Below are 26,856 nucleotides of genomic sequence, written 5' to 3'. Positions count from 1 at the left end.
ATGGAGAAATATATGCTGAGCCTCGATTGTGTTCCCATCTCAACTTATTGCAAAGAGACTGGCGAAACCCCGGATGCCATCAACAAACGTGTGCAACGTGGAGTATGGCGTGAAGGGGTTCAGGTGCTAAAGGTCGACGGCGTTAAGGAAAGATGGATTGATCTTAGTGAGGTTGCAAAATGGGCACGACAGAATCGCCTAAGCTCCCGCGCGGCGTAACCATCAGGAAACACCGCAACGGCGAAACCATCAATATTACCTTCACTTATAAAGGGGTTAAATGCCGTGAGCCCCTTTCTAATCTGGACGTAACCCCAAAAAACATCAAATACGCCGAGCGCACACTCGGCGAAATCCATAACAAGATCGAGAGGGGGACATTTGTTTATGCAGAATACTTTCCCCGTTCTACCCGGTTAAAAATTTTCGGCAACGCTGCCGCAGGCAAAACGGTGAAGATGTACCTGGACGAGTATCTGGTTATCTGTGAAACGAGAAAACTATCCCCTTCAACAATTGGTGGATATAAGAAATGCCGAAGCGCGCTGTCATCACTTCATATTTTTCCTGCAAGTGAGTTGACGCCGGCCGCGCTGAAGACATGGATCCAAAACCAGAAAACAACATTAAAGACTATCCGAAACCAACTGTCATTCCTGCGTTCTGCTTTGGATGAGGCGGTGACGGATGGTGTGCTTCAGATTAACCCTGTATCACTGGTAACAGCCTCACGGTACCAAAGTGATAAATCAGAGGCAGAAAGTAGTTATGTGGTTGATCCGCTATCACCAGCAGAAGTAGACGCTTTGCTCTCTGCTGCTGGCAATAAGCAGTGGGAGAATCTTTTCCGGTTCGCGATACAAACAGGGCTGCGTAGTTCCGAATTGTGTGCTCTTCGTTGGCGTGATATCGACTTTATAGGGATGACGGCCCATGTTCAGAACGCCAGCGTTGTTGGCGTAATCAAAGGGACCAAAACCAAAGCTGGAACACGGAAAGTTGAACTGACTACCGAAGCAATAGATGCTCTAACTAGTCAGAAATCTTTCACTTTTATGAAAGATGATACGGTCTTCGAAGACCCCAAAAGCAATAAAGCATGGGCTAGCGCTGATGCTATTAGGAAGAAAGCGTGGGTACCTACATTACGTAAAGCTGGAATTCGATACCGTAACCCCTACCAGACCAGACATACATTCGCCACAAGGCATATCAGTCAAGGTACAAATTTGTTCTGGCTCGCCACTCAGATGGGCCATAAAGGTCCAGAAATGTTGTTTAGGCATTATGGTCGATATTTGAAAGAGTACGATAATAATACTTCATTACAAACATTGAATCGCAAACAAAACTGAAGAATAATCTCATCTCTTGAATTGAGTTGAGATGCGAAGATGACCCCAGATAGATTGATAGCCTTAGTAGCAGCTATTGCAGCATTGGTATCTGCAATAGCTGCTTTAATGGTTGTTGGGCAGGCCAGTTTACAAAGAAAACTATCGTATAAACCACAAATTGTATTTAAACCTCAGTCATTTACTTACAAACTAAACAATAATAAAAATGACATATTTAACAGAATCCATCTAAAAAGAAGCAGTAACACTCACCTAAATAAAAGTAACATAGCCATAAACATTGGGCTTGGTGCAGCGTTGGATGTAGCCATTCATTGGGATTATGAATATCAAAAGTCAGTGGATACAATAAATTCATATTTTAGTAAATTAGAAAAATCAACTAAGATTTCACTATATACCAATGAATTAATAATTGATGATGCAGACCCCGAGATTGGATATCAATTCGCGTCGCGTTATGGAGAGGACTTTCATGATTACATCCTATCATCCAATCAAAACCCTGCATCAACAGACATACTAATCCCATTTCCCTGCATATCTTTAAATTGTGCGATTTTAATCCATTCACTAAATGCAGAAGGTAAAATAAATAGAGATTTACCAAAACTCACACTCGCAATAAGTTATAAAGATATAGGTGGCAGTAAATTTAAAGAGGAATACGATATAGAAGTAGACTTTTACAACATAGTCAATAATGGAGATGATATCTTGATGAATGGGAAAATCATTTTCAATAAAATTGGTATAAAGGAAAAGACAGTAAAGGGACTTGAAGGTATCCGCAAAAGATACGCCGAATTGATTAATGAAAATGATTTCAATAAAAACAGTATGTTATAGACTTTCGGACGCGTGTTCAACTCCCGCCAGCTCCACCACTTTTTAGTAAAATGACGTCTACTCAAGTCTACTAAGGCCGCATTCCACAAGGGTTTGCGGCCTTTTTCATGTCCAGTGAAGTCTACTGAGAATTGCTAGAAACCACTCCTTATGGCACCCTCCTATTATCCCTCGTCGATGAGGGAGTAAAAACGAGGGAGCAAAAATGCCGAAGGTAGCAACAAAACTCACTGACACAGAGATCAAAAAGGCCAAGCCCACAGAGAAAGAGTTCACGCTATGGGATGGAGACGGCTTGTTCCTGCGTATCAAACCAAGTGGTAAGAAAATCTGGCATCTAGCCTATGCCGCTCCAGTGTCAAAGAAGCGCTCGAAAATGAGTCTTGGATTTTATCCGCACTTAACGCTTGCTCAAGCAAGAGCTTTGCGCGACGAATATTTATCTTTGCTAGCGAATGGTATAGATCCACAATCTCATAACGAACAAAAAGCTAACGCGCTAAAAGATGCGGCTGAACACACACTGCAGACAGTTGCGAAGCAGTGGCTTGAAGAGAAGGTCAAAACTTCCGGCATCTCAGAAGATCACGCAAAAGACATCTGGCGCAGCCTTGAAAAAAACATCTTCCCCGGTCTTGGGCATCTTCCAATTAAAGAAATACGTCCAAAGCTTTTAAAACAGCATCTTGACCCTATAGAACAGAGAGGTGTGCTTGAGACGCTACGCCGCATCATTTCCCGACTAAATGAAATATTCCGCTGGGCAGCAACAGAAGAACTCATCGAGTTCAACCCAGCGGATAACCTCGGTCACCGTTTCAGTAAGCCTAAGAAGCAAAATATGCCAGCTCTACCTCCAAATGAGCTACCGCGATTCATGATTGCTTTATCTAACGCCTCTATCCGTCTTGAGACGCGTCTGCTGATTGAATGGCAGTTGTTGACTTGGGTTCGTCCCGGTGAAGCCGTTCGGGCGCGTTGGGGAGATATTGATGTAAAGAATAAATTTTGGAACATCCCGCCAGAGTTCATGAAGATGAAACGGCCTCATAAAGTTCCGCTTAGCAAAGAAGCACTACGCATCCTCGAAAAAATGCAGCCAATCAGCGGGCATCGTGAGTGGGTTTTCCCCAGCATCAAAGCACCTCTTAATCATATGCATGAGCAAACAGCTAATGCCGCCATAATTAGAATGGGATTCGGAGGTGAACTGGTTGCTCACGGTATGCGTTCTATAGCCAGAACAGCCGCAGAGGAATCTGGTAAGTTCAGAACAGAAGTTCTTGAGGCAGCTCTCGCTCATTCAAAAAAAGATGAAATTATCGCTGCTTATAACCGTGCGGAATATTTAGTTGAACGTGCCGAGCTAATGCAATGGTGGAGTGATTACGTTCAAGCACAAAAATATAAGTTTATGGTTGCTTAAGATGGATGATACCTAACTTAACATATTATGTTATAAAAATCCTCTCACACTGATGATTAATCATCAGTGGAGATCTTTCAAAGTATTTATATACTTCTGAACACCTTCGTTATCTATGAACCCTTTCCCATTACCATTAATATAAGAAATACTCTTCCAGTCCATATAAACAGACATTATAGAAACCAAATTAACTAACTTTACAGGCATCATATTAACAAAAATATCAAGATAATAGTCTCGGTGTTCTTCTGGGCACTTTTCCTTTACAACTTTGAAAACAACATACACACACCTTACCATTGAAAATATAGACATAGAAGACTCATTATCTATGTTATCTATAAAACGTCTAACCTCAATAACTTCGCATTCTCCATTATCACTTATCTGTGCTTGAATAAAATCCCATATAGCTTGCTCGATTTCCGAGACCGCATTAGATGACTTAAACTCAGTATTATTTATAGTTATAGAAAAAGAGCTAAACTCTTCCCGCTCCGAAGATATGAGATTATAAAAGCTATCCTCAAACCTCTTTAACATGAGATCTTTTTCTTGCCTTCTTTCATCTTTAATCAATATTTCGTTAGCTTCCCTCTGTAATTTTAGAGAGTTTATAAGCATAACAATAGTTATGAATGTGAGAAGGGGATTTAATACTCCACCAACGAAATCACCGAAAGTTCCCCAATCCCCTTTATCATCAGAAAACCCCATCCACTTCTCTTTATTTAGGAGATCTAAAGGGTTATCCCAATGATTAAAGTGAGAAAAATACAAATACCAAACAACCAATATTATTAAAACAGTAATCAGTTTCAAGGTAGACATCTTCATTTAAAGGACTTCTTGTATAATGTAAGTTTTAAGTTCGCCTATGTGATTTCTTAATTCAATAGCAGAGATTGTTATTGGTATGAAAGCATCTCTACCGCCCCTGTTGTTAACATCAAGATTCCTTGAAAATTTATTTTTTTGGCTTTGAAGAACATGCTCCCAATTTAAAGCATGCCTAAAAGCAATAGAATCAGATTGCCTGTCAAGTAAAAGCCTACCTGTTCCAGTTAACATATTAAATCTTGTTATTATGACATTTTCTTGTACTGGTTGAGGAGACTCATGTTCAATATTTATATTATATAAAGTAGCCGAATCCATTTTAGCTACGATAATTTTCCTTTGTGGAGTTCTCCTTCTTAATAGGACATTATACCCTTGTTTATCAACAGTGCGATGCATGTTTTCAATAGGATCCTGAATCCTATTCAGGAGAGTTCTCTCTAAAGGTTCAAGCTCATTTACAAGATCTATCGAAGCTTGATTAGTTAGATTATGAACCTCTCCCATCCCTTTGGAGATGTAATAAGACATAACATCAAAAAAAACAGTTTTCCCAATTTCGTTAAATCTGGTTATTTTTTCTGGATCTTCTATCCTGACACAAAATTTCTGTCCAAAAGAACCATCGAAAGTATGTTTAAAAATATTCCTAAGCCCATGTATAGATGTTGATTTTTTAGGAACCGAATCATCTAATATTGTGCTTGCTGTAATTTGTGTTATATCCGAAGCCCCACTGAAAACTTTTATGCCAGAAGTCATTTCTAGCTCTTCAAAATCATCTTGCCCATGACCGACTACAACATCCATATCTAGATTAATCATTGAAGTTCTCTTTATGTGTTGATGTTGAGTGCTTTTCACTCAGAAATATCTTAATTATGTCTAAAAATTTCAATCATGCCTATATGTATTACAAAAAATTTTTCCGCAGCCTTACCTTGCCTCCAAAAGGACGCAACCAAATGATTAATAACAATAAAAATAAGATAACCGATCGTCGCAGGCAGGATGGCTCACCAAGTGCACCATCCCACAACGCGAAGGATATGTGATCTGACCGTCGTCAAGAACAATAGCGGAACCCTCAAAAGGGAACCCCCGCCATTCTTCTTGACGTCCTAAATATTGGAGTTGTCATTTAGTCTTACTGGAGAGATTGCGGCGTTCCATGAATAACTTATAACGTTCATCAGCTTCTTTTTGAAACTTTTCAGCGTCAAAAGTATCAGTTTTTATTTTTATTTTTTTCTTCAACCCTTCATCTAATAGTTTATTTTCTTTTATCCTTTCTTTTTCTGCCAATATAAGTTCATAGTACTTTAGCTTAATATTAAAACTTGCTTTTGCTAACTCGTTAGCGTCAAAATCAATATTGTATTTTTTAAGAAGCTTTAATATATAATCTATAGTCATTTTCTTCACTTGTCTTTTTATTTTCCCTTCATTCTCATCTTTTTTTATACTTCCGCTTTTTAGCCACCGTTTAAACTTATATCCGTTATAATGCTGCCATTGATAGATCTCAGCAGCGTAAATAACTGAAAGCATACAAACAATAATAAATAAAATCATAAAAACTACACATACTAAATAATACATATTACCCACCACCTTTCTTTCTGTATTGCTCTTTTATTAGTGCTACGTGATATTTTTTTGCATTACTTATACTCACATCTGCTGAGTTTTTAGCAGAACGAAAAGCACTTGAAACAACAGACGCAATGATAGCAACTAAAAAAGCAGCAACAAAAAACCCCATCGCCGGCCCCATGAAACTAGCCCCGCCATCATCTACTGCCGGTTTTGCTTTTGCTAACAATGATAATATGCTCATATACTTCTCTCTTCTTCAATAGTTTTAATCGCTGCTTCTATTCTTTGTTTTACAAAGTCTCTAAACACATAACTGACTATTCTCGCATCTTCGCCCATATCTAACTCATCTTGTTTTTCAAAATATAAATCAGCGCTCAATAACTTTTCGCTTTTAATATTTAACATTTTGCTTGCAAGTGATATTCTAATAATGTTTCGTATCTCTAAATCTAAGCTCTCTCTATCGTGTTTATTCAAAAGCATCAAAGGATGAAAATCTTTTTTTCTTTTCATTTCTTGCATGTCATTATCGAAATCTATCATTAGAAAATGCAAGCAAGTGAAAGACGTATCATAGAAATTTAGGCGGTTCATCATGTCCGCCGTTCCCTCTTTTCGAGGGTTCGGGTTAGGTCTTAAGTTATTCATCTGCTTTACTCCTTTTCTTGTTGTTTTTTAGCTTCCATTCATTCAATCTTTTATCGCCTTCAACTTTTAAGAACTCACGCTGATCGTGTATTCTTTTCAGTATTAGATTATTAGTTAACGATCCTACTAACAAAGAAATATCATTAGCAAAATCTAATGTCTCGATGTTATTTTCTCTAACTATTCTTATTAGTTCAGCGCCAATTTTTATTTTACGTGCCGCCTCTTTTTTCCTTTCCTCTGCCTTCATTTCTTGCTCCATTCTAGTCAATAAGTTTGCTTTTTGCTCAAGCTCTTTTTTTACTTTATTATATTTTTCTATATTAAACGCCATTTTTCGCACCCCTCTTTTCTTTCAATGTAATAAAAAACGCAATCAATCCAGCTATAAACAAAATCGGCAGCGTAAAAATAAACCCTAACAATAAAACAACAGTAAAACCAAAAACACCGGACATTTCGTATAAATGACCAAAAAATGCATTTTCATTTTTATACTCAATCATTTTCTGTAAAACAGATTTTTGTTCTTGCTCTTGTTCTCTTAAATAATCCTCTCTATATTCGTCATCTTCACAGCTCAAAGGGATTTCTATAGTGTCATCATTTAAATACTCATTATCATCATAGTCGTAATCATTGTTATAATTTCCAATCATTCCAGATCTCCCCCTAACGTGTCATAAACAACAGTAAAATCGCTTTCATGAGAAAAAAGATTGTAAGTTATAAATAAGCTCGTTCTACATATAACATCCGTATTTTCATCTTGTAGCTTTCTAATAATCAATCTAACAAGTTCAGACGCTGCCACTTCTATTTTTTTATCATTATCATTCATATTTCACCTCTTCTATTTTTATGTTTTTCTGTTATATATATTTTAAGTAATATATTTATTTATTTAAGTAAAGCGCGATATATGTATTTTCATTTCCAGAGCGCGATTTTATAGATAAAAGGTTTACGTATAGCGGCTATTTTAGTTTTACTAAAAACTACAATAGCGCACTTATACATTCTTCGAATGTGCGCGCCCCATAAATGGGGATTTACTAACGCATAAAAATAAAAAGTAATATTCGCTTTATGCTCAATATTACTTAATCGATTTTAAAAAAAGCAAATATATTTTGCTTGTTTTAAAAAGTATGTGCTTTCAATATCAGGAGATAAAAACAATGGCAATATTTCATATGAGCGCTCAAACAATAACACGCAGCAAGGGGCATAGTAGCGTAGCTGCGGCAGCTTATCGCCACGGCGAAAAGTTAATAGACGAACACACAGGAGAGATCCACGACTACAGCAAAAAGAAAGGTATTTCAGACAGTGTGATATTAATACCTGAAAGCGCAGACCGTAATTTTTTAAAGCCTGCATATTTATGGAACACGATAGAAAAAAGCGAAAAAAGAAAAGATGCGCAGTTAGCACGCGAGTTTAATATTGCGCTTCCTGTCGAAATGACAGACGAACAAAAAAAGGCGTTAGCAATAGATTTTTGCCAAGAGAATTTTGTAAAAAATGGAATGATTGCTGATATAGCCTTCCACAAACTCGATAGCGACAACCCGCATTTTCACGTAATGCTAACTACTCGCCTCCTTACTCCTGACGGCGCGGGGTTCGGTCAGAAGGAAAGGAAATGGAACGATAAAGAACTGTTAGAGCAATGGCGCAAGAGCTGGGCAGACGCAGCAAACGAGCACATGCAAAAGGCTGGCATCGATGCGCATATCGATCACAGATCACTGAAAGAACAAAAAGCAGAGTTTGACGCTATCCTGCCCCCTCTCAGAACGGTTGAGCAAGAGGCGCAGGCAATCAGCTTAGACAGACCGCCGACTATCCATAGAGGCCATAGCCGCAATCCAGAGCGACAAGCACGCTTTGACGTGCTCCAAGAAGTGAAAGTATCACAAGAGGCAAAAGCACTTAACCACATTGAACAGAAACAGCTTAAGCCCTCGCCGTTGGCTCCAGCTTCCTCCCCTGCCGCATCTTTGCAAGATGCTACACAGGGAGGCAATGAAAACAACCCGCAAAATAGACTCGGCGAAGTTGGCGAATATCTTCAATCTAAACTCAATAAAGAAGATAAAGCAGATCTTAATGCTGATAATGAAATCAAAGTTCACACCACTAAAAATAATAGTAAAAGCAGTTCAGCAGCGGCTATAGGTTCAACATCAAATATTAATTTAACCGATGAGAAAGTAGATAAGAATCTACACTTAACAGAAGCACAAAAAGAAGAGTTAGAGGATTTAGAAAATAAAGAAACAGCAGCGAAGAAAAAAGCTTATCTGATGGGCGGCGCTGTCGTTCCTGAATTTTCTCAAGATAACAAAACACAGTCAAAAAGTGAGTTTAAAAATAAGCTTCATATAGCAAAACTATCAATATCATTAACTGAACAGAGATTTAATGAAGAACGTGAAGCATATGAGAACAGAAGAAACCGACCAATAACGCGCTAAATATTTTGCTCATTTTTCATCCCCAATGAATGACTTGGAGTTATATTACCTTTAACCAATTGATAGTATTGGTTTATTTCCACCTGCCGTCGTATCGTTTATATCGATCAAAATCGATATAATGATAGTTTATACCTATCATAATTATATCATCGATCGATTAAAACAATTAAAACACCGATCGATAGGCACTTTTTAATCGCTAAAAACTATCAATATTAAATAATTGATCTGTAATAACGATCATTTTACTTGAGAGCAGCCCTCCTCATGGTATGCTCGGAGCGTGGAAGACCGGGCGAATCACCTTGGTATCTTCATGATTAAGCTAAAAACTATCGCTCTATGAGGAATGAAATTTTATGAAAACCGAAAACATTATTTTTCTTTTTTGGGCAGTGATTTTTATCCTGATTCTCTGCCAACTGTTTTACTTTGGCCCTAAAAAAAGAAGATATCTCAATACTTATACAGAGGTATTAGATGGTGATGTCCTCTCATATGAATGTCAAAACACCGGTGTAGTCATTGATACTAAAAAACACACAGTACGTATTTTCAATACAGATAAGGACAGCACTTTCAAATACGACAACATCAGGGAAATAAATTATACGCTATCCGAAGCTGGAAAAATTTATAGCACAGGTAATAATCTAAACTCTATGATAAAGTCCGCTGGAGCTAACAGTAATGAACAAATGTTAGCTAATCAGCGTTCCGGTATTTTTATACTGACAGATGATATAAAAAATCCTTCATGGAAAATCAATCTACCAATGAAAAACAAAACATCATCGACCAATCACGAGATCTGCGATCGCTGGCTTCTCATTTTTAATAAATACGTTTTATAACCTTGTTATGTTTTATTATTTATATTTGGAGTTGATATGAAAAGATTGATTACGGCAGCATTTATTATTCTTCCTTTAGCGAGTTGTACCGTTTATGGAAACAAATCTATTAAAGACGAAACACAGCAGAATATAGCCTCTAAGATTATCAAGGGTAAAACTACTCAACAAGATATCCTTCGTTTTTATGGGGAGCCTCAGACTAAAGAAACTAACGATGGTAAAGAAATGTGGGGCTATTCCGTTATGTCCGGTGAATCCCAGATTTCAAATTACATACCGGGATTAGCATTATTAAAGAACAGCAGCACAGCGCACATGAAAGATCTTGAGATCTGGTTTAAAGGTGATGTTGTTGAACGCTATACCTTTAGACAAACGGCAAGTAAAACTTCTCGCGGTTTGTTAGATTAATCTAAATCGAATACCATTTTATCTATAAAAGAAGTTGGCGTAATCTGACTTCTTTTATATTTTATCCATGATCTAACTTCACTTATATTTCTATTAGCTCTTCATTAAATAACACTTTACTTTTTATATTTGGGATTTTATATTTATTTTTATTAAAATTTTGTACTAGTAGTACTAATTAATTAATTTAAAAGTTTTTGGTTTTAAGGTTTTGGGGTTTGTGTTTTAGCGGGGCGGCTTTCAGCCGTAGTAGTTTTCCTCCGAAGGAGGAAATAGTTTTTCTTTAAGCATTCCCCCCCTACCCCCCACGCCAAAAAGGCTAAAATAGAGAGACAGGAGATGCTCATTGCGCCTTGAAAATATTCAGAACGTTTCCATCCTGATACTTCCCCCACGACCCGCGCAAACACAAATCATGAAACTTTCAAACGACTCTCGTTTTACTAAAGAGTCTATACTACAGTTTGTAAATTTTTTAGATTATGCGATTCAGGTTGGCAGCTACGCGTCATCCGGCACTGCCACAATAACATAAGAATTGCCAAACACTTGAGGAACCTTCATTCTTATACCCGATACACAGGATTAGCGTTATTGCTTTATTAAAGATTAAAATCTTCTGGAAGTGGTATTTAACGTAAGTTAAAAGTCGGCGAAGAGTTTTTAATTTTTCGTATCTTTATATTATATAAATCCATTTATAACATCAGTCAATAGATAAAATCAAAAATATTTAATAAAATGATTAGATGATAAAATAAAAAAAGACCAGTTCAAAACCCAGTCTTTTATTTTAAATAAAAGATATTTTTCATATGTAGCTCTAAAACGCTCTATACGCGATTTTGAGAGGTTTTCACTTTTAATGATGAATCTGTCAGGAATAAATCAAAAAAGCATTTAATAACATTCAGGCGGCTTTATTTCTTGATAAATAAATCTTTTCGTCAATCCACGCATCTATTTCACTTTCTACGAACCCGATTGCACGATCACCGATTTTTATAGGTGAAGGGAATTCGTCACGACTAATCAAACGATAAATCCAAGCTTTACAAAATCCTGTTCTTTCCAGAACTTCAGGTAGACGTATAAAGTTGTTTTTTTCTTTCATTTATCTCTCCCATTGTTTTTCGACAGAGGCTATTATTCGAATATCGCTTATGACGATCAACAACTTTTTTAGCAAAAAGTGCTTTTTTTGTTGACTATTTTAAATTAACAGTCATTCAATCACTTTCGGAAGTTGAACTCATGAGTTCAACTCCTCACCGCTAGTCATGACATTCAAAATGTGATTGATTTTTAGCCACAATACTTTTTTATCCCTTTATTGCACCTCAATGTAAAATACAAATCATTAATATATATAATAATCAAACAATTAAAGAGTGGATTACAGGGACGCCAGCCCACCAAATCATGATCCGGATACGTCCGGTGAAGTACAGAAAGCCCGCACGGCACAAGCCCTGCGGGCTTTTTTGTGTCTGTCGTTGTCCGAGAACATCCGGCTAAATCCGGTGATTATTGGTATACGTTTAGGTATACGGTAGGATGTATACCTAAAAGCGTATACCAATTCATGAAGGAGCGGCCGCAGTGGCACGGACAACACGCCCCCTTACCAACACCGAAGTTCTTCGCGCTAAAGCGTTAGAGAAGGATCTAACTCTACATGATGGCGATGGCCTTTTCCTGATAGTGAAAACCAGCGGGAAAAAGCTCTGGCGTTTCCGTTATCAACGTCCAGCGACAAAACAGCGGACAATGATGGGGCTTGGTGCTTTCCCCGCCCTTTCACTGGCTGATGCCCGAGGGTTGAGAGCGGATTACCTTGCCTTGTTAGCTAATGGCATAGACCCCCAAGTTCAGGCTGAAGTTGTTGAAGAACAGCAGCAAATCGCTCTGGACAGTATTTTTTCGACGGTCGCCGCTAACTGGTTCCAGCTCAAAAGCAAAAGCGTTACCCCTGATTACGCTAAAGATATATGGCGTTCACTGGAAAAAGACGTATTTCCAGCTATCGGGGAGACCCCTGTCCAGCAAATCAAAGCCCGAACACTGGTTGAAGCCCTTGAGCCAATCAAAGCTCGTGGGGCGTTGGAGACTGTTCGTAGGCTGGTGCAGCGTATTAACGAAATCATGATCTACGCCGTCAACACTGGCCTGATTGATGCCAACCCGGCATCTGGTGTCGGAATGGCCTTTGAGAAGCCCAAAAAACAAAACATGCCGACACTGCGGCCAGAAGAATTGCCGAAGCTGATGCGTTCTTTAGTCATGTCAAATCTGTCTGTTCCGACTCGCTGTCTCATTGAATGGCAACTCCTGACGCTCGTGCGCCCTTCTGAGGCTTCCGGGGCTCGGTGGGGAGAGATCGATCTCGATGCCAAACTTTGGACGATCCCGGCCGAACGGATGAAGGCAAAGCGAGAGCACATTGTTCCTTTATCTACTCAGGCATTAGACATTCTAGAGGTAATGAAACCTATTAGTGCGCATCGTGAGCATGTCTTCCCAAGCAGAAATGATCCAAAACAACCAATGAATAGCCAAACAGCTAATGCAGCTTTAAAGCGGATTGGTTATGGAGGCAAGTTAGTTGCACATGGATTACGCTCTATTGCTAGTACTGCCATGAATGAAGCTGGCTTAAACGCTGATGTAATAGAGGCAGCATTGGCTCATCATGATAAAAACGAAGTCCGCAGGGCATATAATCGGAGTACATATTTAGAGCAAAGAATAAAACTTATGGCTTGGTGGGGGAATTATGTAGCAAATAGATAGCTCAAAATGTACCTTGAGCTATCTATTTTAATTAATTACAGGTTAATAATTCGTTTATATCTTTGCTCGAAAGCAACTTTACCGCCTTCCATAATATCACAGATGGCGGTTCTAACTTCATCATCCTGAAGGCCCCCATTAGAGACAGCAAAAGTACTTCCGGAGTTTTGTGATAAAGCTACGACATACTCAGCATCACCATTCACGACTATATTGGCATTATGTGTAATTACCATAACTTGCCGAGATTTCTTCGTTTCCTTGAGTCTTTTAACAATAAGGTTATAAATAAGTCGATTATCTAAATCATCTTCGGGTTGGTCTAAGATCAAAGGGTCATTACTGTATGATAGCAAAAATGCTAGAACAGTTGCTGCTTTCTGTCCCGCTGAACCTTGTGATATGTCCCTAAATTTATTTCCATCTTTAAATTTTATTTTAATCTCATCATCTGGGAACCAGCATTTTAGACGATCGATTACATCTGTAGATAGAGAATTTTTCAAATCATTAAATCTTTTACTTAATTTAACACCCAAAACTTCATCACTATTTCTTGTCACAAATGGAGTTTTAAAATCATCAATAATTTCAATCATTTTCTCATCACTTGTTTCTTTAGTTACCTTGTTAATCAAGGTAGCTAAAATACCTTCACCATTATCAATTAAATCAGAGGCAAAAGTACCGTCATTTTTAGCAATAAGGTTGCGAAAAGACTCATCAATACTACCTAAATTACCAAATGGGATAACATCAACTTTTATATATGTATCATCCAATCCCAAATCATTCAAAAAACGCTCTCTTCGCCGGGTAAGGTCGGTGCGAAGTGCTACCAGTTCTGAATATATTAATATGGAATTATTATTTTTCAGTCTAACGCTTTCTTCATCTAAAGATATCTTATGTAATTTTTCATTTAAATCCTTTTCTGAAATAATCAAATCATGGTATTCATTAGGATTATTAACGCCACTATCTTTAAGGTTTTGCACAAGCTTAAGATATTCTGACTCCTGCATATCATGATGTGATTTCAATGAACTAGAAGCATACCAACTATAAAAATCATTTAATTGATTTACACCATAATCCAACCATCCCTTCACATTCTTTTTAACATCTGAAATTGAACTATTGGTTCCAGACAGTTTGTCTGCAAACTCACTATACATACCTTGTTGATTGGAAAATTCAGCACTATCTAAATGTTTAAGTGATGTGGACTCAAGGGAGGCATATAAGGCCTGTATAGCCTCTTTATTATTTGAAACATAGTTAGTTATATTAGTTCTTTCAATCATTGCGATTTGATATTCAGAAAATATCTTTGCATGACCAGAGTTAGCTATAGATTCAATTTTTCTTTTAACATCTGACAACTGCCCTATCAAAGTACTCTTGATTTTAATATTTTGTTCAAGCTCTCGAATATCACTCTGATTTCTTATGTATCGTCTAATACAATCATCCCAAGATAATTTCCATGTAAAGTAATTAACTTGAGTCGAACCATCAATTATTTTCAATAAAAAATCAGGGGAACGTGATATTTCATATATTTGTTTTTGACTATATATATGAATTGGGAATCGTGATTCAACATCCCCGTCCTCCTCAATATACCCATCACCATCCACTCTAAATATCTTTGTGTTGGATGTTTCATTACTCCAGTGTAATAGGTATTTTTCACCACTTTTTTCATATAATATTTTTATATCACTATTACTTAACAAAACTCCATCATCATCACCTCTAGATGAAACCTTTGCAAATTTCTTAAAGTTTTCATATAACTCTCCATTCTTAGTCAAACTATTAAGTTCTTTTTCACGTGCCAAGCCTAATCTTATAAACTCGACTAAAGATGATTTACCACTCCCTCTTCCACCGATTATGCAATTAAGCCATGGGTGAAAATTAATATTAAATTCTTTAACCCTACCACAATACTTAGTGTTGCTAATTTTAACTTCTAGCAATCTATTTTCAGCATAAAGATTAGGATCACCGGGGTGTATATCAGAGCGTTTAATTGACTCATCTGCTTCATATAGAGCCAACTTCAATCCATTAATTGAAGGAGCCCCCATTTTAACCCATGTAAATGCTCGACCTACATCAGCAGGAATATGAGAATCTGAGCCAATAACTTCAGCCAGCCCTTTATTTAAAGAAATATATCCACGTAAGGGATTTGCAGTTGATTCAACTGCTTCATATTCATCATTTCTTGTAATTATCTCTACAGCTGAACACTCATCTAAGACCTGTTCTAAAGTGTATCCAGAACTATGAACACTACATAATCCAGCTTTCTTATCTATATGAGCTGGTATTGCCACCCCTCCTTTTTCTATTATTTTTTTTATAACCGACTCGGGGCTATCCCCTGTAACAGCATCACTATCACCTTGCGTCCCCTTATAGTTTATTGATCCAATAAGCTCTGATATTTTATTAGAGCTTTCTGTTGGATCAAAGATACCTAAAATATGAACATTCCCATTTGAGGTTACTTCAATACCTGGAAATACGTAAATAGAATAATTTTGCGCTCTTAGCGCAGCGGCCTCTTCTTTTAATTTATCAATCCATCCACCACTGTTATGGTCTGTAATAGCTACGCATTCAACACCTTTTTCTACAAACTTCATCAACCATTCATGAGGTGTCATCAAATCCTTAAGATTCTTGTCCCCTCGCCCATAATCGAAAGATGCTGGTGTGTGAGTATGGAAGTCAAACTTCCACCACTTAGAGCCGATTTGCTGCATGATTAAAGTCCCTTATCAAGATGACAAAAAAAATCATAACCCTCTCGTTATTCGCAATAAAAATATCAAAGATAAACTCATCTTACTAAAGAACATTTTTATTTCTGCGCGCAATGCTCTCCCCGCCACGCCTGCCCGCTTAAGTGGTCGCTTTTAATGCAGATGCATGATCCGTCTCAGGCCGCGCCGGTACTGGCGCGGCGGGGAAAATAAAATACGGGGATTTGCATGCAAAACCATGCACCTTATGGATGCATGGCTTTTTTCGGAAAAAATAGCGGAATTTTCGCGGATTTTTTCGCGTGCTACCGTGCGGCCAGTTCTGCACGTCGGCGGGTGTAAATCAGGTTCTGTGCCGGGGTGAATTTCTGGCGATTATCATCCCGCGAAGCCGCATCAGGCCTGAATCTGATAGCCGTTAAAATGTCGTTGTCCTGCGCGGAATAATTAATTTTTTCACCTGCGGCCAGCCACACCGACAGGGCTTCACGCAGATAATCAACCGAGTGCTGCATGGCGCTCTGTTTTACTGCGGGAAGCTGTTCGTTATACCCCATCAGCTCAGGTGCCAGCGTGGCGGCCAGCTCCGCGCCGTGCTGCCGCATAAAGTCATGGAGCCGGTTGCGGATGCTGATGTGCTGCACCTCCTCATGTGAGCGGATATAGCGACCGGCGGCCTGATTAATCTCCCATTTTTTCACGTCGATATCGTCGCGCAAATCCTGCATTCTGCGCGGAATTTGTTCGTCACCGGCAAGGAGCTGTTCACGGTATTCAAGTTCAAGATCGGCCAGTTCGGCTTTACGTTTCAGCCAGGTGTTTTTGTTCGTCTGACAGGCCTCAAAGGCCTGCTGCAATGTCACAGTGGTCACGTGTCTCTCTCCTGATTAATGCCGGAACGGCGAACTGTAGCAGCCCTGCACCTTACGCGGCGGCGGTGGCGCCACCGGCGCGGGGTCGGGTTTCTCCGGTGCGGCACGTATCACACCGTCAACCGACTCGATGGTGCGGAAAGTGGCCGAACATTCGATATTGGTACACTGGTGATAACGTTGTTTGACGTTTTCCGACAGATACCGGCTGGTACGGACATGCGCGGTCTTTTTGCAGAACGGACAGTGAAACATAATTCAGCCCTCTGCCTGTTCGTGGTCTTTTGTGGCCAGTTCAGCGGCAAGCTTCATCCGTCTGGCCGGGCTTCTTAACAGCGCCATATCAACCCCGGTTATGACCGGGCGATTCATGCCGGTTACGGACAGGACCGGCTCCTGCTCCATATCAAAATGATACAGGGCTGACTGCAGATTCAGGGCATCACCCAGCTCGCGGGTCACGGTCGCACGCGGCGAGGTTTCTCCGCTCATTTCCAGCGACCGTATACGCAACAGAAAGGCACGTAACAGTGCGGGGCTGATACCGGCCAGCGCCTTCTTCCACTCGCTGTTGGCGTATGTGGTGAACGCTTTTTCATGGGCGCTGATATAAGCCGTACCGGAGGAGCATGCGCCAAGCATGGCGTGGCTTTTGTCTTTCTCCAGCTCGGTAATCAGACCGGTGAACTCATCAGCCAGTTCGCGGCTGGCGATACGTTTACTGTGTTCAGCTTTCAGTTCAGGAGTGAGGTTGCCGCGCAGAGTTCGAAAGCGGCTGCGCCAGTCCTGTTCGGCCTGTGCACTTTCACTGAGCGCGGTCTGTCGTTCCTGCTCACAACGCTGAATGGAAGCCTCAATGTCGCTGAGTTTACCCATGCTGGCCGTGTGTGCGTCTTTTGCTTCGTTAAGTGCGGCCAGCGCACCGGCAATACGTTGTTCCGCGCCTTCATCCTGTTTACTGATAACGGTCTGCATGGCTTTGATAATGAGTTCGGGTTTCATGTTCAGGCTCTCCGTGTGTTCAACCTGAAATGATTCTGACGCCTCCTGCACAACAACACGATTCATTGCCGTTGTCAGAGTGCTGGCACAAACAGACCTTAAAATCAGGCTGGCCAGAGAAAGGTCGCAGGAAAACCTTACTCACCGTTTGTTTTTTTACTTATAACTATTCACCACTGTTCACCTTAAATAAAAAGATAAGTAATACAGTAAGTTAAAGGGTGAACAGTTGAGGGTCTGACTGTTCACCGTCTGTTCACCACTGTTCACCTCCTGTTTTGCTCTGGTTATAGCATTTAGACTTTATTTTGATTAAAAACGAAAAATATATAACTAAAAGAAATAGAAATTGCTGCATTGTAATGCAGTGATTTGCATATGTTTGCCAGCGTTTGCCTTTGTTTGCCAGAGCGAAAAGTCAATGTTTGTTTCCCCGAAAATCTCACATGACCTGAGGAAAAATATAGACATAATAAGGAGCTACCCGAAGCCGGACGGACACGACCGGCACTGTATGGACTTTGTGAGGTAGCCCGATGCACACCGCTTTTTCTTCCCCGTCTTCTGCCCCTGCCGCACCGCTGATGCCGGTTTCTGATATCGTTCACGAGCGCTTTATCCGTCTGCCCGAAGTGATGCATCTGTGCGGCCTGTCCCGCTCGACCATTTACGACCTCATCAGCCGGGAAGCCTTCCCGAAACAAATCTCCCTCGGCGGAAAAAATGTGGCGTGGGCGCAGTCTGAAATCACTGCATGGATGGCGGATCGCATTGCCGAACGTAACCGGGGCTATGACGCATGATGATGACCGTTCAGCAAACAGCCCCTTTTTCTGGCTTGCTTCTTTTCGCCGTTTCCAGGTATAGTTTTCCCGCTGTCGCAAAATCGGCAGCCGGGCGTGAGAACCCGATTTACTCAGTGGCGACACCGGACGCGCCATGCGTCTTTTTTTGTGTCTATGCCTATGTGCACCTGTTGTTTACGCATCGGTTCTTAAGCCGTTGCTGTATCTGCGTAATGGTGGCTCAGGCGGGGCAGCCTTCGGGCTGGCCGGTACCCATTGAGGCCGGTTTCTCACCCCCGTCTGGGCTACCACCCGAGCGTGAGAACTCCGGTGGTAGCGTTAACCGCTACTCAATGGAGGTTGCCCTTATGGCTACGACCCTCACCCCGTCACACCCGCAGTTTGTCTTTGTGTTTGCCGCTGTTCGTCGCGCAGACCGTACCCCCCGTATTTGTATGCTCCGCACCGTTGCCGGTGATGAGCACGCCGCACGCCTTTCTCTCGTTCGCGATTACGTTCTCTCGTTTGCTGGCCGTCTGCCGGTTGCAGAGGTGCGCGCATGAGACACACCACCATTACCGCCCGCGACCTCGAATGCCTCGAGCACATGCGCAACGTCGGCCAGCTCGTCAATGAGCTGATGCAGGTGCAGGACTGCGCCACTGTTCGTCGCGACCCTGCGCAGCAGTTGCAGCTCACCTCCGTGATTTACCTCATGACCGCCCAGCTCGACGGCGTGGTCGAACGCTGCAATCATCAGTGACTGACCGGGGAAGGTAATGTATGAAAAAGCCATTACCGCCCGTATTACGCGCCGCGCTGTATCGTCGCGCCGTGGCCTGTGCATGGCTGAACCTGTGCGAACGCCAGCACCGCTACCCGCACCTCACCCTCGACGCACTGGAAAGCGCCATTGCCGCCGAGCTGGAGGGCTTCTACCTGCGCCAGCACGGCGAGGAAAAAGGCCGCCAGATTGCCTGTGCACTGCTGGAAGATTTAATGGAAGCCGGACCACTCAAAGCCGCGCCGTCGCTGTCCTTTCTCGGGCTGGCCGTGATGGATGAGCTTTGCGCCCGTCATATCACCGCACCGGTACTGCACTGAGGGAGAAAACAACGATGAAAATGAACGTAACAGAAACGGTAAAACAGGCGTGCGGCCACTGGCCGCGCATTCTCCCGGCATTGGGTGTGAAGGTTATTAAAAACCGCCATCAGGCCTGCCCGATTTGTGGCGGTGATGCCTGTAGCGATCGCTTTCGCTTTGATGACCTGGAGGGGCGCGGCACGTGGTACTGCAACCGGTGCGGTTCGGGTGACGGACTCAGGCTTGTCGAAAAGGTGTTCGGTGTAAATCCGTCTGAGGCCGCCCGGAAAGTGAACGCCGTGACCGGCAACCTGCCGCCGGTTGCCCCGGAAGTGATTGCGGCCGCAGAGGCTGCAACCAGTGCCGACCGCAAAGCGGCGGTCGCGCTGGCCGTCAGGCTCATGGAGAAAATCCGACCGGCCACCGGCAACGCCTACCTCACCCGCAAGGGTTTCCCCGCTCAGGAATGTCTGACGCTCACCGTCATACATAAAACCGGCGGCGTGACGTTCCGCACCGGTGATGTGGTTGTCCCGCTGTATGACGATACCGGCGCACTGGTTAACCTTCAGCTTATCAATGCTGACGGTCTCAAACGCACCCTGAAAGGCGGTCAGGTCAAAGGGGCATGTCATGTCATCGAAGGGAAAAAACAGGCCGGAAAACGCCTGTGGATTGCGGAGGGTTATGCGACCGCGCTCACCGTGCATCATCTGACCGGGGAAACCGTCATGGTAGCACTGTCCTCCGTGAACCTCCTTTCTCTGGCGAGCCTTGCCCGTCACAAATACCCGGCCTGTCAGATTGTCCTCGCCGCCGACCGTGACCTTAACGGCGACGGCCAGAGTAAAGCCGCTGCGGCCGCAGACGCCTGTGAGGGCGTTGTTGCCCTGCCGCCGGTATTCGGTGACTGGAATGATGCGTTTATACAGTACGGCGAGGAAGCCACGCGGAAAGCGATTTATGACGCTATCCGGCCACCGGAGCAAAGTCCGTTTGATACCATGAGCGAGGCGGAATTTACCGCCATGAGCGCCAGCGACAAGGCTTTGCGGGTGCATGAGCATTACGGCGAAGCGCTGGCCGTGGATGCGAACGGCCAGCTCCTGTCCCGCTATGAAAACGGCATCTGGAAAAATATCCCTGCCGCCACTTTCTCACGAAATGTGGCTGACTTATTCCAGCGCTTACGCGCCCCGTTCTCATCCGGGAAAATTGCCTCGGTGGTGGAGACCCTGAAACTGATTATTCCGCAGCAGGATACACCGGCACGTCGTCTGATTGGCTTTCGCAACGGGGTACTCGATACCCAAAGCGGCATATTCAGCCCGCACCACAAATCGCACTGGCTGCGCACGCTGTGCGATGTGGATTTTACCCCGCCGGTGGACGGGGAAATGCTGGAGACGCACGCGCCGAACTTCTGGCGCTGGCTTGACCGTGCGGCCGGTAAAAATCCACAAAAACGCGACGTGATTCTGGCTGCACTGTTTATGGTGCTGGCGAACCGTTACGACTGGCAGCTCTTTCTCGAAGTCACCGGTCCCGGCGGGAGCGGCAAAAGTATTCTGGCCGAAATCGCGACCCTGCTCGCCGGGGAAGATAACGCCACGTCAGCCGATATCGACACACTGGAAGACCCGCGCAAGCGTGCCTCCCTGATTGGCTTCTCGCTTATTCGTCTGCCAGACCAGGAAAAATGGAGCGGTGACGGCGCAGGGCTTAAGGCCATCACCGGCGGCGATGCGGTCTCGGTTGACCCGAAATACCAGAACCCGTATTCAACACATATTCCGGCGGTGATTCTGGCCGTGAACAATAACCCGATGCGCTTCACCGACCGCAGCGGCGGCGTCTCCCGTCGCCGGGTGATTATTCATTTCCCGGAGCAGATTGCCCCGGAGGAACGAGACCCGCAGCTCAGGGATAAAATTGCGCGCGAGCTGGCCGTCATCGTGCGCCAGCTTATGCAGAAATTCAGCGACCCGATGACCGCGCGCGCACTGCTCCAGTCGCAGCAGAACTCCGACGAGGCGCTCAGCATTAAGCGCGATGCTGACCCTACATTTGATTTTTGCGGCTATCTGGAAATGCTCCCGCAGACCAACGGGATGTTTATGGGGAACGCCAGCATCATCCCGCGTAATTACCGTAAATATCTCTATCACGCGTATCTTGCCTATATGGAGGCTAACGGGTACAGGAACGTGCTCAGCCTGAAAATGTTCGGGCTGGGGCTGCCCATGATGCTGAAAGAGTACGGCCTGAATTATGAGAAGCGACACACAAAGCAGGGGATACAGACCAACCTGTCGCTGAAAGAGGAAAGCTACGGCGACTGGCTGCCGAAGTGCGACGACCCCGCAGCAACATAACCTCACTCAGACCGGCAACAGCCGGTCTTTTCCTTTCTGGCCATTGCCACAAGGTGAACAATCCACTGTTCACCCTTCACCGTATATTCACCCTGTATCACCATGAATTTATTGATAAAAAACCAGAGGTGAACAGTGTGAACAGTTAAATACAAAAAAACTTTTTATCACCCTGCGCATCTCCTGAGCGGGCGGATCCAGAACGAGCAAAAATCACAAAGGTGAAGAGTCGACTGTTCACTCTTCACCAACTCATCACCACCTAACCACATGATATAAAATGATAAATAACCGAGATGAACAGTGTGAACAGTTAAATGCAAAAAAACTTTTTTTCGATGCGTTCTATTCAAAAAAACAGGTTTGCATAACCACAGTAAACACTACAGCAAATCGCCATTGGTATACGCTTAGGTATACCAATGAAAGTTGAATTAATAAATATCCAACAAAATCAAAATATTGAGAAATATTTTCAGACTCCGCCAGCCCACCAAAATTCTCCATCGGTGATTACCAGAGTCATCCGATGAAGTCCTAAGAGCCCGCACGGCGCAAGCCCTGCGGGCTCTTTTGTGCCCGTTACAGACCGAGAACATCCAGCCAAATCCAGAGAAAATTGGGCACCGCCTCATGTGAGCGGATATAGCGACCGACTGTCTGATTAATCTCCCATTTTGTCACGTCGATATTGTTGCGCAACCCTTGCATTCTGCGCAGGCTCGGTTCATCACCGGCAAGGAGCTGCTCGCGATATTTCCATTCAAGGTCGGCCAGCCCACCAAACACCGGTGACAAGCCCTCGGCGTAAGCTGAGGGCATTTTGTATCTGTTCGGTTTAACCCTAGCCCCACGAAAATTGGATTAGAACAACACCAAATTGCATCTGGACAACATATCATCTGCTTACTGTCATTCAATTGGGTGAATAAAATAGAATGAATACATCCGATTTTAATATATATATCCACAAAAAATAAAAACCGCATGGCACAATAGAAAAAAATCAAAACATCTAAAAAATAATGGTAAAATTCTTAGTAAATTTAATAATAAATAAGAAACCACGAGCCATAAAAATTTAGCTTTAGTCAGCCAATAACAATAAGTTAGACCATCATTGATTGCATTAATAGAACGTTTCAGGGACAATAAAAAACTGTTCTCCATTTTAAATTCATGCAGGAGGCATGATGGAGCAGCTTGATAAACAGGTCATACCCATTCGTCAATTACTTTCTGTTAAGCAATTAGCGATTCCGAGTTACCAGCGCCCTTATCGCTGGAATAGCAAAAATATAGCTGACCTTTTTTCCGATCTGGGATCACATCGTGATAAAACGGCCTATCGACTAGGCTCCGTTGTTTTCCATAAGCACTCGGAAGAAGAAAAAACGTGGCTGGATATTGTTGATGGTCAACAACGAACCCTGACCTTAATGCTGGCAGTCAAAGCATTGACAGAAACTCGCCTGCACAACCTCAAACGCAAAGACCTGGTCGAGCAACTTACCAAACTCAAACCTGATGTCGATGCTTTTATGGCACGTCAGCGTTTTACCAGTCTGGATTCACAAGCCAATCTTCGACGTAATTACCTGGAGTTACTCAGGCTTGTTGAACGCACCGAGTTCAGCGAAGAACTTATCGACTTTATGCTGAACCGCTGCGAAGTTGTCACTTTCGTGTTGAATGAAGTTTCAGAAGCATTTCAGTTCTTCGATTCACAAAATGCACGCGGTAAAGATCTGGCTCCCCACGATCTACTTAAAGCCTTCCACTTACGTGAGTTTTCCTCTGATGAAGCTGGGCTAAAAGCTAAAGCCGTCGCTCACTGGGAGAGGTTGCCTAGCGAAAGGCTGGCAACGCTCTTTGCCAATTACCTGTTCCGGGTTCGTCAGTGGGCAGAGGGTAAATCAGCCCGCTTCTTTGGCAAAGGTGAAGTTGACCTGTTTAAAGGGATCAATATTTCTCAGATCGCGCATTTCCCGTATGTGGGTTCATTGCGGATCGCCCACCACTATGTCGATGATTACAACAGTCAATACCAACGCAAAATTGACGGTCAGAGCCTAAGCTTCCCCTTCAGTCTGGATCAGATGATCATCAATGGCCGCCGTTTCTTTGAAATGGCCGAACATTATCAAAAGCAGGTCGCCGTTATTATCAACAGAGAAAAAGATGCTGATGAGAATAAGCCAATTACTCTATTGAATGAGGTGCTGGAACCCTGCGCAAGCAATATTCTATACACCCTGAACAGCTATGTCAGGCGCACCCGCACTGGCGATCGCTATGTCCGGGCGATGTTCGATTGCGCTCTGATTTTTTATATTGATAAATTCGGGACTCAGGAACTGTCTCTGGCGATAGAAAAATGCTTTATCTGGGCATATACCTGCCGTATTGGTCAGCAGGTGGTTCAATTAGCTACCGTCGATAACTATGTGCTACATAACAACCTACTACGTACTATCCGCGATGCACGTCACCCCAAAGATCTACATGCTTTCCCCCTGCGCACGCTCGGCATCCAGGATAATAAAAATAATCGCAATGGAACTGAAGATGAGCTAATCATGCTATTCAGGAAGATGAGATATTATGAGTAATTCCCACGTACGGCCTTTTTTTATAAACGATTTACTTAGCGACCGCGCAAAATATTTGATTCCAATGTACCAGCGTAATTACGCCTGGGGCCAGGGCGAAATCACTCAGCTTTTACAGGATGTGCTGGATTATCAGAAAAAATCCACTTCCGCCAGGCACCCGCAGACTTATTACATCGGTACATTAGTGGTGTTTTCCCGGGGTGATGACTGCTATGAAGTTATTGACGGGCAACAACGCTTTACAACGCTCTCCCTACTTGCTAACTGGCTCAAATGCCACGCAGATAAATCTGTTGATATGCAGTGGTATCAAAAACTCAATCTCACTTTCGAAAGTCGTCCTGTCTCTACCCTCACCTTCGAAAAGTTATGGCAAGGCGTAGATGTGCAACATATGCGCGGTGACGATTATAACGAAGGTTTGATCAGAGGTTACGAAATGATCGGCAAAGCATTGGCTGAGCTTCAGCTTAAAGGCCGCGCGTTGAAGGTGTTTTGCAAGTATCTGTTCAATCACGTGCAGATTTCTCGTATCGAAGTGCCAGCAGATACCGATCTTAATCATTTTTTTGAGGCGATGAACAATCGCGGCGAACAGCTCGAAAAACACGAAATCGTCAAAGCGCGTCTGATGAATGTCCTGAATGGGATTAGGAATACCAAAGAGCGGCACAAAAGTCTTGATACTCTGGCCAGGGTATGGGATGCGTGTTCGAATATGGAACGTTACATCCAATACGGTTTTACGCCAAAAGAACGTCAACAACTGTTTGGCAAAAAGCATATACATCAATTTAATCCGACCAGTTTCTCAAATTTGGTTGAATTGCTGGATCAAGCTGGCTCATTTCCAGATACCGACGCCACAGAAGCGCAACATCAACGCCAGGGGCAAACTCTGGAAGAAATATTGTGTGACACTCGTCTGGACAGTACTCTCCAGCAAGAGGAAGACAGCGCAGGCTCAGAGCGTTTTAACAGCGTGATAAATTTTTCAAATTTCCTTCTTCATGTACTCCGTCTTGTCTGCAGAGACCCGGGTACAACTGAGGGAGTGCCACTTGATGACAAGCAACTCGTTGAGCAATTTGAGTCACGCCTGCTGAAGCAGGAAAAGCCAATCGCCGCGGTAAAATCTTTCATTTATAGTTTACTGAAATGCAAATATCTTTTTGATCGCTATATTATTAAGCGAGAATTCACTCAGGGCACTGACGGATGGAGCCTGAAACGCTTGTATCAATACTCGCCCCAAAGTGTAGGTTATGTTAATACCTTTGATAATAACGAGGGAGAGTTTGATGATATAAACCGCCAGGTCCTGATGTTGCTATCAGCTTTCCATGTCTCAACGCCAACACTGGTTTATAAACACTGGCTCAATGGTGCGCTGACATATTTGTTTGATGAGCACAGTCCGGAAGATGAAATTGATGCTGGAGACTACCTGGCATATCTTGAGAACATGGCTCGCCGCTTTGTCTTTATGCGATTTTTAGCCCAGGATGAAACTGTATCATATTACAATATGATCTTTGGTGATGATGATTTTCTTCCAGAGATCATCTGCGACAAACGTTGGTCGCAGGCTATCAACGCTAAATTACGATTCGGGACTATCGAAAACAACTTTGTTTTTAACTATCTTGACTATTTACTTTGGAAAAAACAAAACACGAGTAACGATATTGCCCGCCGTTTTGAGTTTACCTTCCGAAGCTCGGTGGAACATTTTTATCCTCAGCACCCTATAGATGGCCACCCCAAAATGGATGAAGAGCAGTTACATGATTTTGGGAATCTCTGCCTGATTAGCCACAGTAAAAACTCGCGGCTAAGTAATTTCCAACCCCAGCAAAAGAGAGAACATTTTGAAGCCAGCCTGGCTCGTAAAGAGATCGACAGTCTGAAACTTCTGGCGATGCTCGAGCTGATGAAGCGCAATAAGCAGTGGAGCGAGAAAGAGATTATCAGTCATGGTAAGGAGATGGTAGCGCTGCTGGCCGAGGAAGTGGAAGAGATGTATTAATGCAGAAAGCCGCTCCCGGCAAGGTGTCGCGAGCGG

Annotated in this window: 28 protein-coding genes and 1 pseudogene; 15 read left to right on the top strand and 14 right to left on the bottom strand. The window is 42.8% G+C overall.

Going from position 1 to position 26,856, the window contains the following annotated elements:
* The first annotated feature begins 12 nt into the window (after positions 1-12).
* The 4 genes from OGX91_RS15630 to OGX91_RS15615 all read left to right on the top strand — a co-directional run bounded on the left by OGX91_RS15630 (position 13) and on the right by OGX91_RS15615 (position 3,633).
* Entirely contained in the window at positions 13-219 is a 207-nt protein-coding gene (locus OGX91_RS15630) for a hypothetical protein (RefSeq protein ID WP_024135505.1), read from the top strand.
* Positions 180-1,355, top strand: coding sequence for a site-specific integrase (locus OGX91_RS15625; protein ID WP_100194714.1), 1,176 nt, complete (start codon positions 180-182; stop codon positions 1,353-1,355). The genes OGX91_RS15630 and OGX91_RS15625 overlap by 40 nt, the downstream gene beginning before the upstream one ends.
* A 39-nt stretch (positions 1,356-1,394) precedes the next feature.
* Entirely contained in the window at positions 1,395-2,207 is an 813-nt protein-coding gene (locus OGX91_RS15620) for a hypothetical protein (RefSeq protein WP_286626753.1), read from the top strand.
* Positions 2,208-2,412: 205 nt separating this feature from the next.
* Positions 2,413-3,633, top strand: coding sequence for an integrase domain-containing protein (locus tag OGX91_RS15615; protein WP_109885630.1), 1,221 nt, complete (start codon positions 2,413-2,415; stop codon positions 3,631-3,633).
* A gap of 63 nt (positions 3,634-3,696) precedes the next feature.
* On the opposite strand, the gene OGX91_RS15610 is transcribed toward OGX91_RS15615, so the two are convergent.
* From OGX91_RS15610 to OGX91_RS15575, 8 genes are all read right to left on the bottom strand, one after another.
* Positions 3,697-4,473, bottom strand: a complete 777-nt coding sequence (locus OGX91_RS15610; protein WP_109885629.1) for a hypothetical protein — start codon at positions 4,471-4,473, stop codon at positions 3,697-3,699.
* Positions 4,474-5,301 (bottom strand): hypothetical protein, encoded by an 828-nt coding sequence (locus tag OGX91_RS15605; RefSeq protein WP_085335206.1) that lies wholly within the window; start codon positions 5,299-5,301, stop codon positions 4,474-4,476.
* Between the two features lie 312 nt (positions 5,302-5,613).
* On the bottom strand, positions 5,614-6,051 hold the full coding sequence (locus OGX91_RS15600) for a hypothetical protein (protein ID WP_286626752.1): 438 nt from the start codon (positions 6,049-6,051) through the stop codon (positions 5,614-5,616).
* A 28-nt stretch (positions 6,052-6,079) separates the two neighbouring features.
* Positions 6,080-6,316: a hypothetical protein gene (locus OGX91_RS15595; RefSeq protein WP_085335204.1), complete on the bottom strand. Its 237-nt coding sequence runs from the start codon at positions 6,314-6,316 to the stop codon at positions 6,080-6,082.
* Positions 6,313-6,726 (bottom strand): hypothetical protein, encoded by a 414-nt coding sequence (locus tag OGX91_RS15590; protein WP_130953981.1) that lies wholly within the window; start codon positions 6,724-6,726, stop codon positions 6,313-6,315. The genes OGX91_RS15595 and OGX91_RS15590 overlap by 4 nt, the downstream gene beginning before the upstream one ends.
* On the bottom strand, positions 6,719-7,060 hold the full coding sequence (locus tag OGX91_RS15585; RefSeq protein ID WP_085335202.1) for a hypothetical protein: 342 nt from the start codon (positions 7,058-7,060) through the stop codon (positions 6,719-6,721). The genes OGX91_RS15590 and OGX91_RS15585 overlap by 8 nt, the downstream gene beginning before the upstream one ends.
* Positions 7,050-7,385, bottom strand: coding sequence for a hypothetical protein (locus tag OGX91_RS15580; RefSeq protein ID WP_085335201.1), 336 nt, complete (start codon positions 7,383-7,385; stop codon positions 7,050-7,052). Before OGX91_RS15580 ends, OGX91_RS15585 begins: the two co-directional genes overlap by 11 nt.
* Positions 7,382-7,567 (bottom strand): hypothetical protein, encoded by a 186-nt coding sequence (locus tag OGX91_RS15575; RefSeq protein WP_085335200.1) that lies wholly within the window; start codon positions 7,565-7,567, stop codon positions 7,382-7,384. Before OGX91_RS15575 ends, OGX91_RS15580 begins: the two co-directional genes overlap by 4 nt.
* 340 nt (positions 7,568-7,907) lie before the next feature.
* On the opposite strand from OGX91_RS15575, the gene mobQ reads away from it, so the two are divergent.
* The 3 genes from mobQ (at position 7,908) to OGX91_RS15560 (ending at position 10,480) form a co-directional block, all read left to right on the top strand.
* Positions 7,908-9,209 carry a MobQ family relaxase gene (gene mobQ / locus OGX91_RS15570; RefSeq protein ID WP_162597963.1) on the top strand — a complete coding sequence of 434 codons (1,302 nt, stop codon included), beginning with the start codon at positions 7,908-7,910 and terminating at the stop codon, positions 9,207-9,209.
* Between the two features lie 362 nt (positions 9,210-9,571).
* Positions 9,572-10,066: a DUF4755 domain-containing protein gene (locus OGX91_RS15565; protein ID WP_085335198.1), complete on the top strand. Its 495-nt coding sequence runs from the start codon at positions 9,572-9,574 to the stop codon at positions 10,064-10,066.
* Positions 10,067-10,102: 36 nt separating this feature from the next.
* On the top strand, positions 10,103-10,480 hold the full coding sequence (locus tag OGX91_RS15560) for an SEN1984 family lipoprotein (RefSeq protein WP_085335197.1): 378 nt from the start codon (positions 10,103-10,105) through the stop codon (positions 10,478-10,480).
* 910 nt (positions 10,481-11,390) lie between these two features.
* Here the strand turns inward: OGX91_RS15560 and OGX91_RS15555 are convergent.
* Positions 11,391-11,594: a helix-turn-helix transcriptional regulator gene (locus OGX91_RS15555; protein WP_053896513.1), complete on the bottom strand. Its 204-nt coding sequence runs from the start codon at positions 11,592-11,594 to the stop codon at positions 11,391-11,393.
* A 488-nt stretch (positions 11,595-12,082) separates the two neighbouring features.
* Here OGX91_RS15555 and OGX91_RS15550 point away from each other — a divergent pair, with 488 nt between their 5' ends.
* A complete protein-coding gene (locus OGX91_RS15550) occupies positions 12,083-13,273 on the top strand; it encodes an integrase domain-containing protein (protein WP_286482879.1) in 1,191 nt (396 codons plus the stop codon).
* Between the two features lie 35 nt (positions 13,274-13,308).
* On the opposite strand, the gene OGX91_RS15545 is transcribed toward OGX91_RS15550, so the two are convergent.
* From OGX91_RS15545 to sid, 4 genes are all read right to left on the bottom strand, one after another.
* Positions 13,309-16,056, bottom strand: coding sequence for a TrlF family AAA-like ATPase (locus OGX91_RS15545; RefSeq protein ID WP_191215492.1), 2,748 nt, complete (start codon positions 16,054-16,056; stop codon positions 13,309-13,311).
* Between the two features lie 305 nt (positions 16,057-16,361).
* Complete coding sequence (locus OGX91_RS15540) at positions 16,362-16,928, bottom strand: phage polarity suppression protein (protein WP_286626739.1); 567 nt, start codon at positions 16,926-16,928, stop codon at positions 16,362-16,364.
* 15 nt (positions 16,929-16,943) lie between these two features.
* Positions 16,944-17,183, bottom strand: a complete 240-nt coding sequence (locus OGX91_RS15535; RefSeq protein WP_000468229.1) for an STY4826 family bacteriophage gene regulatory protein — start codon at positions 17,181-17,183, stop codon at positions 16,944-16,946.
* 3 nt (positions 17,184-17,186) lie between these two features.
* Positions 17,187-17,930 (bottom strand): capsid size-determining scaffold Sid, encoded by a 744-nt coding sequence (sid, locus tag OGX91_RS15530; RefSeq protein WP_286626738.1) that lies wholly within the window; start codon positions 17,928-17,930, stop codon positions 17,187-17,189.
* Positions 17,931-18,466: 536 nt separating this feature from the next.
* Here sid and OGX91_RS15525 point away from each other — a divergent pair.
* From OGX91_RS15525 to OGX91_RS15505, 5 genes are read left to right on the top strand one after another with little or no spacing between them, the layout of a single operon-like run.
* Complete coding sequence (locus OGX91_RS15525; protein ID WP_179128934.1) at positions 18,467-18,733, top strand: helix-turn-helix transcriptional regulator; 267 nt, start codon at positions 18,467-18,469, stop codon at positions 18,731-18,733.
* On the top strand, positions 18,730-19,278 hold the full coding sequence (locus OGX91_RS15520) for a host cell division inhibitor Icd-like protein (RefSeq protein ID WP_286626736.1): 549 nt from the start codon (positions 18,730-18,732) through the stop codon (positions 19,276-19,278). The genes OGX91_RS15525 and OGX91_RS15520 overlap by 4 nt, the downstream gene beginning before the upstream one ends.
* A complete protein-coding gene (locus OGX91_RS15515) occupies positions 19,275-19,478 on the top strand; it encodes a hypothetical protein (protein WP_286626734.1) in 204 nt (67 codons plus the stop codon). Before OGX91_RS15520 ends, OGX91_RS15515 begins: the two co-directional genes overlap by 4 nt.
* A gap of 20 nt (positions 19,479-19,498) precedes the next feature.
* Positions 19,499-19,819, top strand: a complete 321-nt coding sequence (locus OGX91_RS15510; protein WP_115181267.1) for a DUF5375 domain-containing protein — start codon at positions 19,499-19,501, stop codon at positions 19,817-19,819.
* A gap of 14 nt (positions 19,820-19,833) precedes the next feature.
* Positions 19,834-22,176, top strand: coding sequence for a primase-like DNA-binding domain-containing protein (locus tag OGX91_RS15505; RefSeq protein ID WP_286626731.1), 2,343 nt, complete (start codon positions 19,834-19,836; stop codon positions 22,174-22,176).
* A gap of 624 nt (positions 22,177-22,800) precedes the next feature.
* Here the strand turns inward: OGX91_RS15505 and OGX91_RS15500 are convergent.
* Positions 22,801-22,953: pseudogene (locus tag OGX91_RS15500) on the bottom strand (phage polarity suppression protein); the annotation flags it as partial.
* A 413-nt stretch (positions 22,954-23,366) separates the two neighbouring features.
* On the opposite strand from OGX91_RS15500, the gene OGX91_RS15495 reads away from it, so the two are divergent.
* Both OGX91_RS15495 and OGX91_RS15490 read left to right on the top strand, forming a co-directional pair.
* Entirely contained in the window at positions 23,367-24,788 is a 1,422-nt protein-coding gene (locus OGX91_RS15495) for a DUF262 domain-containing protein (protein ID WP_040233339.1), read from the top strand.
* Positions 24,781-26,820 carry a DUF262 domain-containing protein gene (locus OGX91_RS15490; RefSeq protein WP_155021806.1) on the top strand — a complete coding sequence of 680 codons (2,040 nt, stop codon included), beginning with the start codon at positions 24,781-24,783 and terminating at the stop codon, positions 26,818-26,820. The genes OGX91_RS15495 and OGX91_RS15490 overlap by 8 nt, the downstream gene beginning before the upstream one ends.
* Positions 26,821-26,856 lie beyond the last annotated feature (36 nt).

It is taken from the genome of Citrobacter sp. Cpa228 (genome assembly GCF_030333085.1).
GTDB classification, from domain to species: Bacteria; Pseudomonadota; Gammaproteobacteria; order Enterobacterales; family Enterobacteriaceae; genus Citrobacter; species Citrobacter pasteurii.
The sequence above is the reverse complement of the archived record's forward strand: the minus strand, read 5'-3'. Positions and strand labels throughout refer to the sequence as shown.

Excerpts from the sequence above, each read along its gene's own strand:
- OGX91_RS15630 (WP_024135505.1), top strand. The coding sequence starts at position 13 with ATGCTGAGCCTCGATTGTGTTCCCATCTCAACTTATTGCAAAGAGACT.
- OGX91_RS15625 (WP_100194714.1), top strand. The coding sequence starts at position 180 with ATGGGCACGACAGAATCGCCTAAGCTCCCGCGCGGCGTAACCATCAGG.
- OGX91_RS15620 (WP_286626753.1), top strand. The coding sequence starts at position 1,395 with ATGACCCCAGATAGATTGATAGCCTTAGTAGCAGCTATTGCAGCATTG.
- OGX91_RS15615 (WP_109885630.1), top strand. The coding sequence starts at position 2,413 with ATGCCGAAGGTAGCAACAAAACTCACTGACACAGAGATCAAAAAGGCC.
- OGX91_RS15610 (WP_109885629.1), bottom strand. The coding sequence starts at position 4,473 with ATGAAGATGTCTACCTTGAAACTGATTACTGTTTTAATAATATTGGTT.
- OGX91_RS15605 (WP_085335206.1), bottom strand. The coding sequence starts at position 5,301 with ATGATTAATCTAGATATGGATGTTGTAGTCGGTCATGGGCAAGATGAT.
- OGX91_RS15600 (WP_286626752.1), bottom strand. The coding sequence starts at position 6,051 with ATGATTTTATTTATTATTGTTTGTATGCTTTCAGTTATTTACGCTGCT.
- OGX91_RS15595 (WP_085335204.1), bottom strand. The coding sequence starts at position 6,316 with ATGAGCATATTATCATTGTTAGCAAAAGCAAAACCGGCAGTAGATGAT.
- OGX91_RS15590 (WP_130953981.1), bottom strand. The coding sequence starts at position 6,726 with ATGAATAACTTAAGACCTAACCCGAACCCTCGAAAAGAGGGAACGGCG.
- OGX91_RS15585 (WP_085335202.1), bottom strand. The coding sequence starts at position 7,060 with ATGGCGTTTAATATAGAAAAATATAATAAAGTAAAAAAAGAGCTTGAG.
- OGX91_RS15580 (WP_085335201.1), bottom strand. The coding sequence starts at position 7,385 with ATGATTGGAAATTATAACAATGATTACGACTATGATGATAATGAGTAT.
- OGX91_RS15575 (WP_085335200.1), bottom strand. The coding sequence starts at position 7,567 with ATGAATGATAATGATAAAAAAATAGAAGTGGCAGCGTCTGAACTTGTT.
- mobQ (WP_162597963.1), top strand. The coding sequence starts at position 7,908 with ATGGCAATATTTCATATGAGCGCTCAAACAATAACACGCAGCAAGGGG.
- OGX91_RS15565 (WP_085335198.1), top strand. The coding sequence starts at position 9,572 with ATGAAAACCGAAAACATTATTTTTCTTTTTTGGGCAGTGATTTTTATC.
- OGX91_RS15560 (WP_085335197.1), top strand. The coding sequence starts at position 10,103 with ATGAAAAGATTGATTACGGCAGCATTTATTATTCTTCCTTTAGCGAGT.
- OGX91_RS15555 (WP_053896513.1), bottom strand. The coding sequence starts at position 11,594 with ATGAAAGAAAAAAACAACTTTATACGTCTACCTGAAGTTCTGGAAAGA.
- OGX91_RS15545 (WP_191215492.1), bottom strand. The coding sequence starts at position 16,056 with ATGCAGCAAATCGGCTCTAAGTGGTGGAAGTTTGACTTCCATACTCAC.
- OGX91_RS15535 (WP_000468229.1), bottom strand. The coding sequence starts at position 17,183 with ATGTTTCACTGTCCGTTCTGCAAAAAGACCGCGCATGTCCGTACCAGC.
- sid (WP_286626738.1), bottom strand. The coding sequence starts at position 17,930 with ATGAAACCCGAACTCATTATCAAAGCCATGCAGACCGTTATCAGTAAA.
- OGX91_RS15525 (WP_179128934.1), top strand. The coding sequence starts at position 18,467 with ATGCACACCGCTTTTTCTTCCCCGTCTTCTGCCCCTGCCGCACCGCTG.
- OGX91_RS15520 (WP_286626736.1), top strand. The coding sequence starts at position 18,730 with ATGATGATGACCGTTCAGCAAACAGCCCCTTTTTCTGGCTTGCTTCTT.
- OGX91_RS15515 (WP_286626734.1), top strand. The coding sequence starts at position 19,275 with ATGAGACACACCACCATTACCGCCCGCGACCTCGAATGCCTCGAGCAC.
- OGX91_RS15510 (WP_115181267.1), top strand. The coding sequence starts at position 19,499 with ATGAAAAAGCCATTACCGCCCGTATTACGCGCCGCGCTGTATCGTCGC.
- OGX91_RS15505 (WP_286626731.1), top strand. The coding sequence starts at position 19,834 with ATGAAAATGAACGTAACAGAAACGGTAAAACAGGCGTGCGGCCACTGG.
- OGX91_RS15495 (WP_040233339.1), top strand. The coding sequence starts at position 23,367 with ATGATGGAGCAGCTTGATAAACAGGTCATACCCATTCGTCAATTACTT.
- OGX91_RS15490 (WP_155021806.1), top strand. The coding sequence starts at position 24,781 with ATGAGTAATTCCCACGTACGGCCTTTTTTTATAAACGATTTACTTAGC.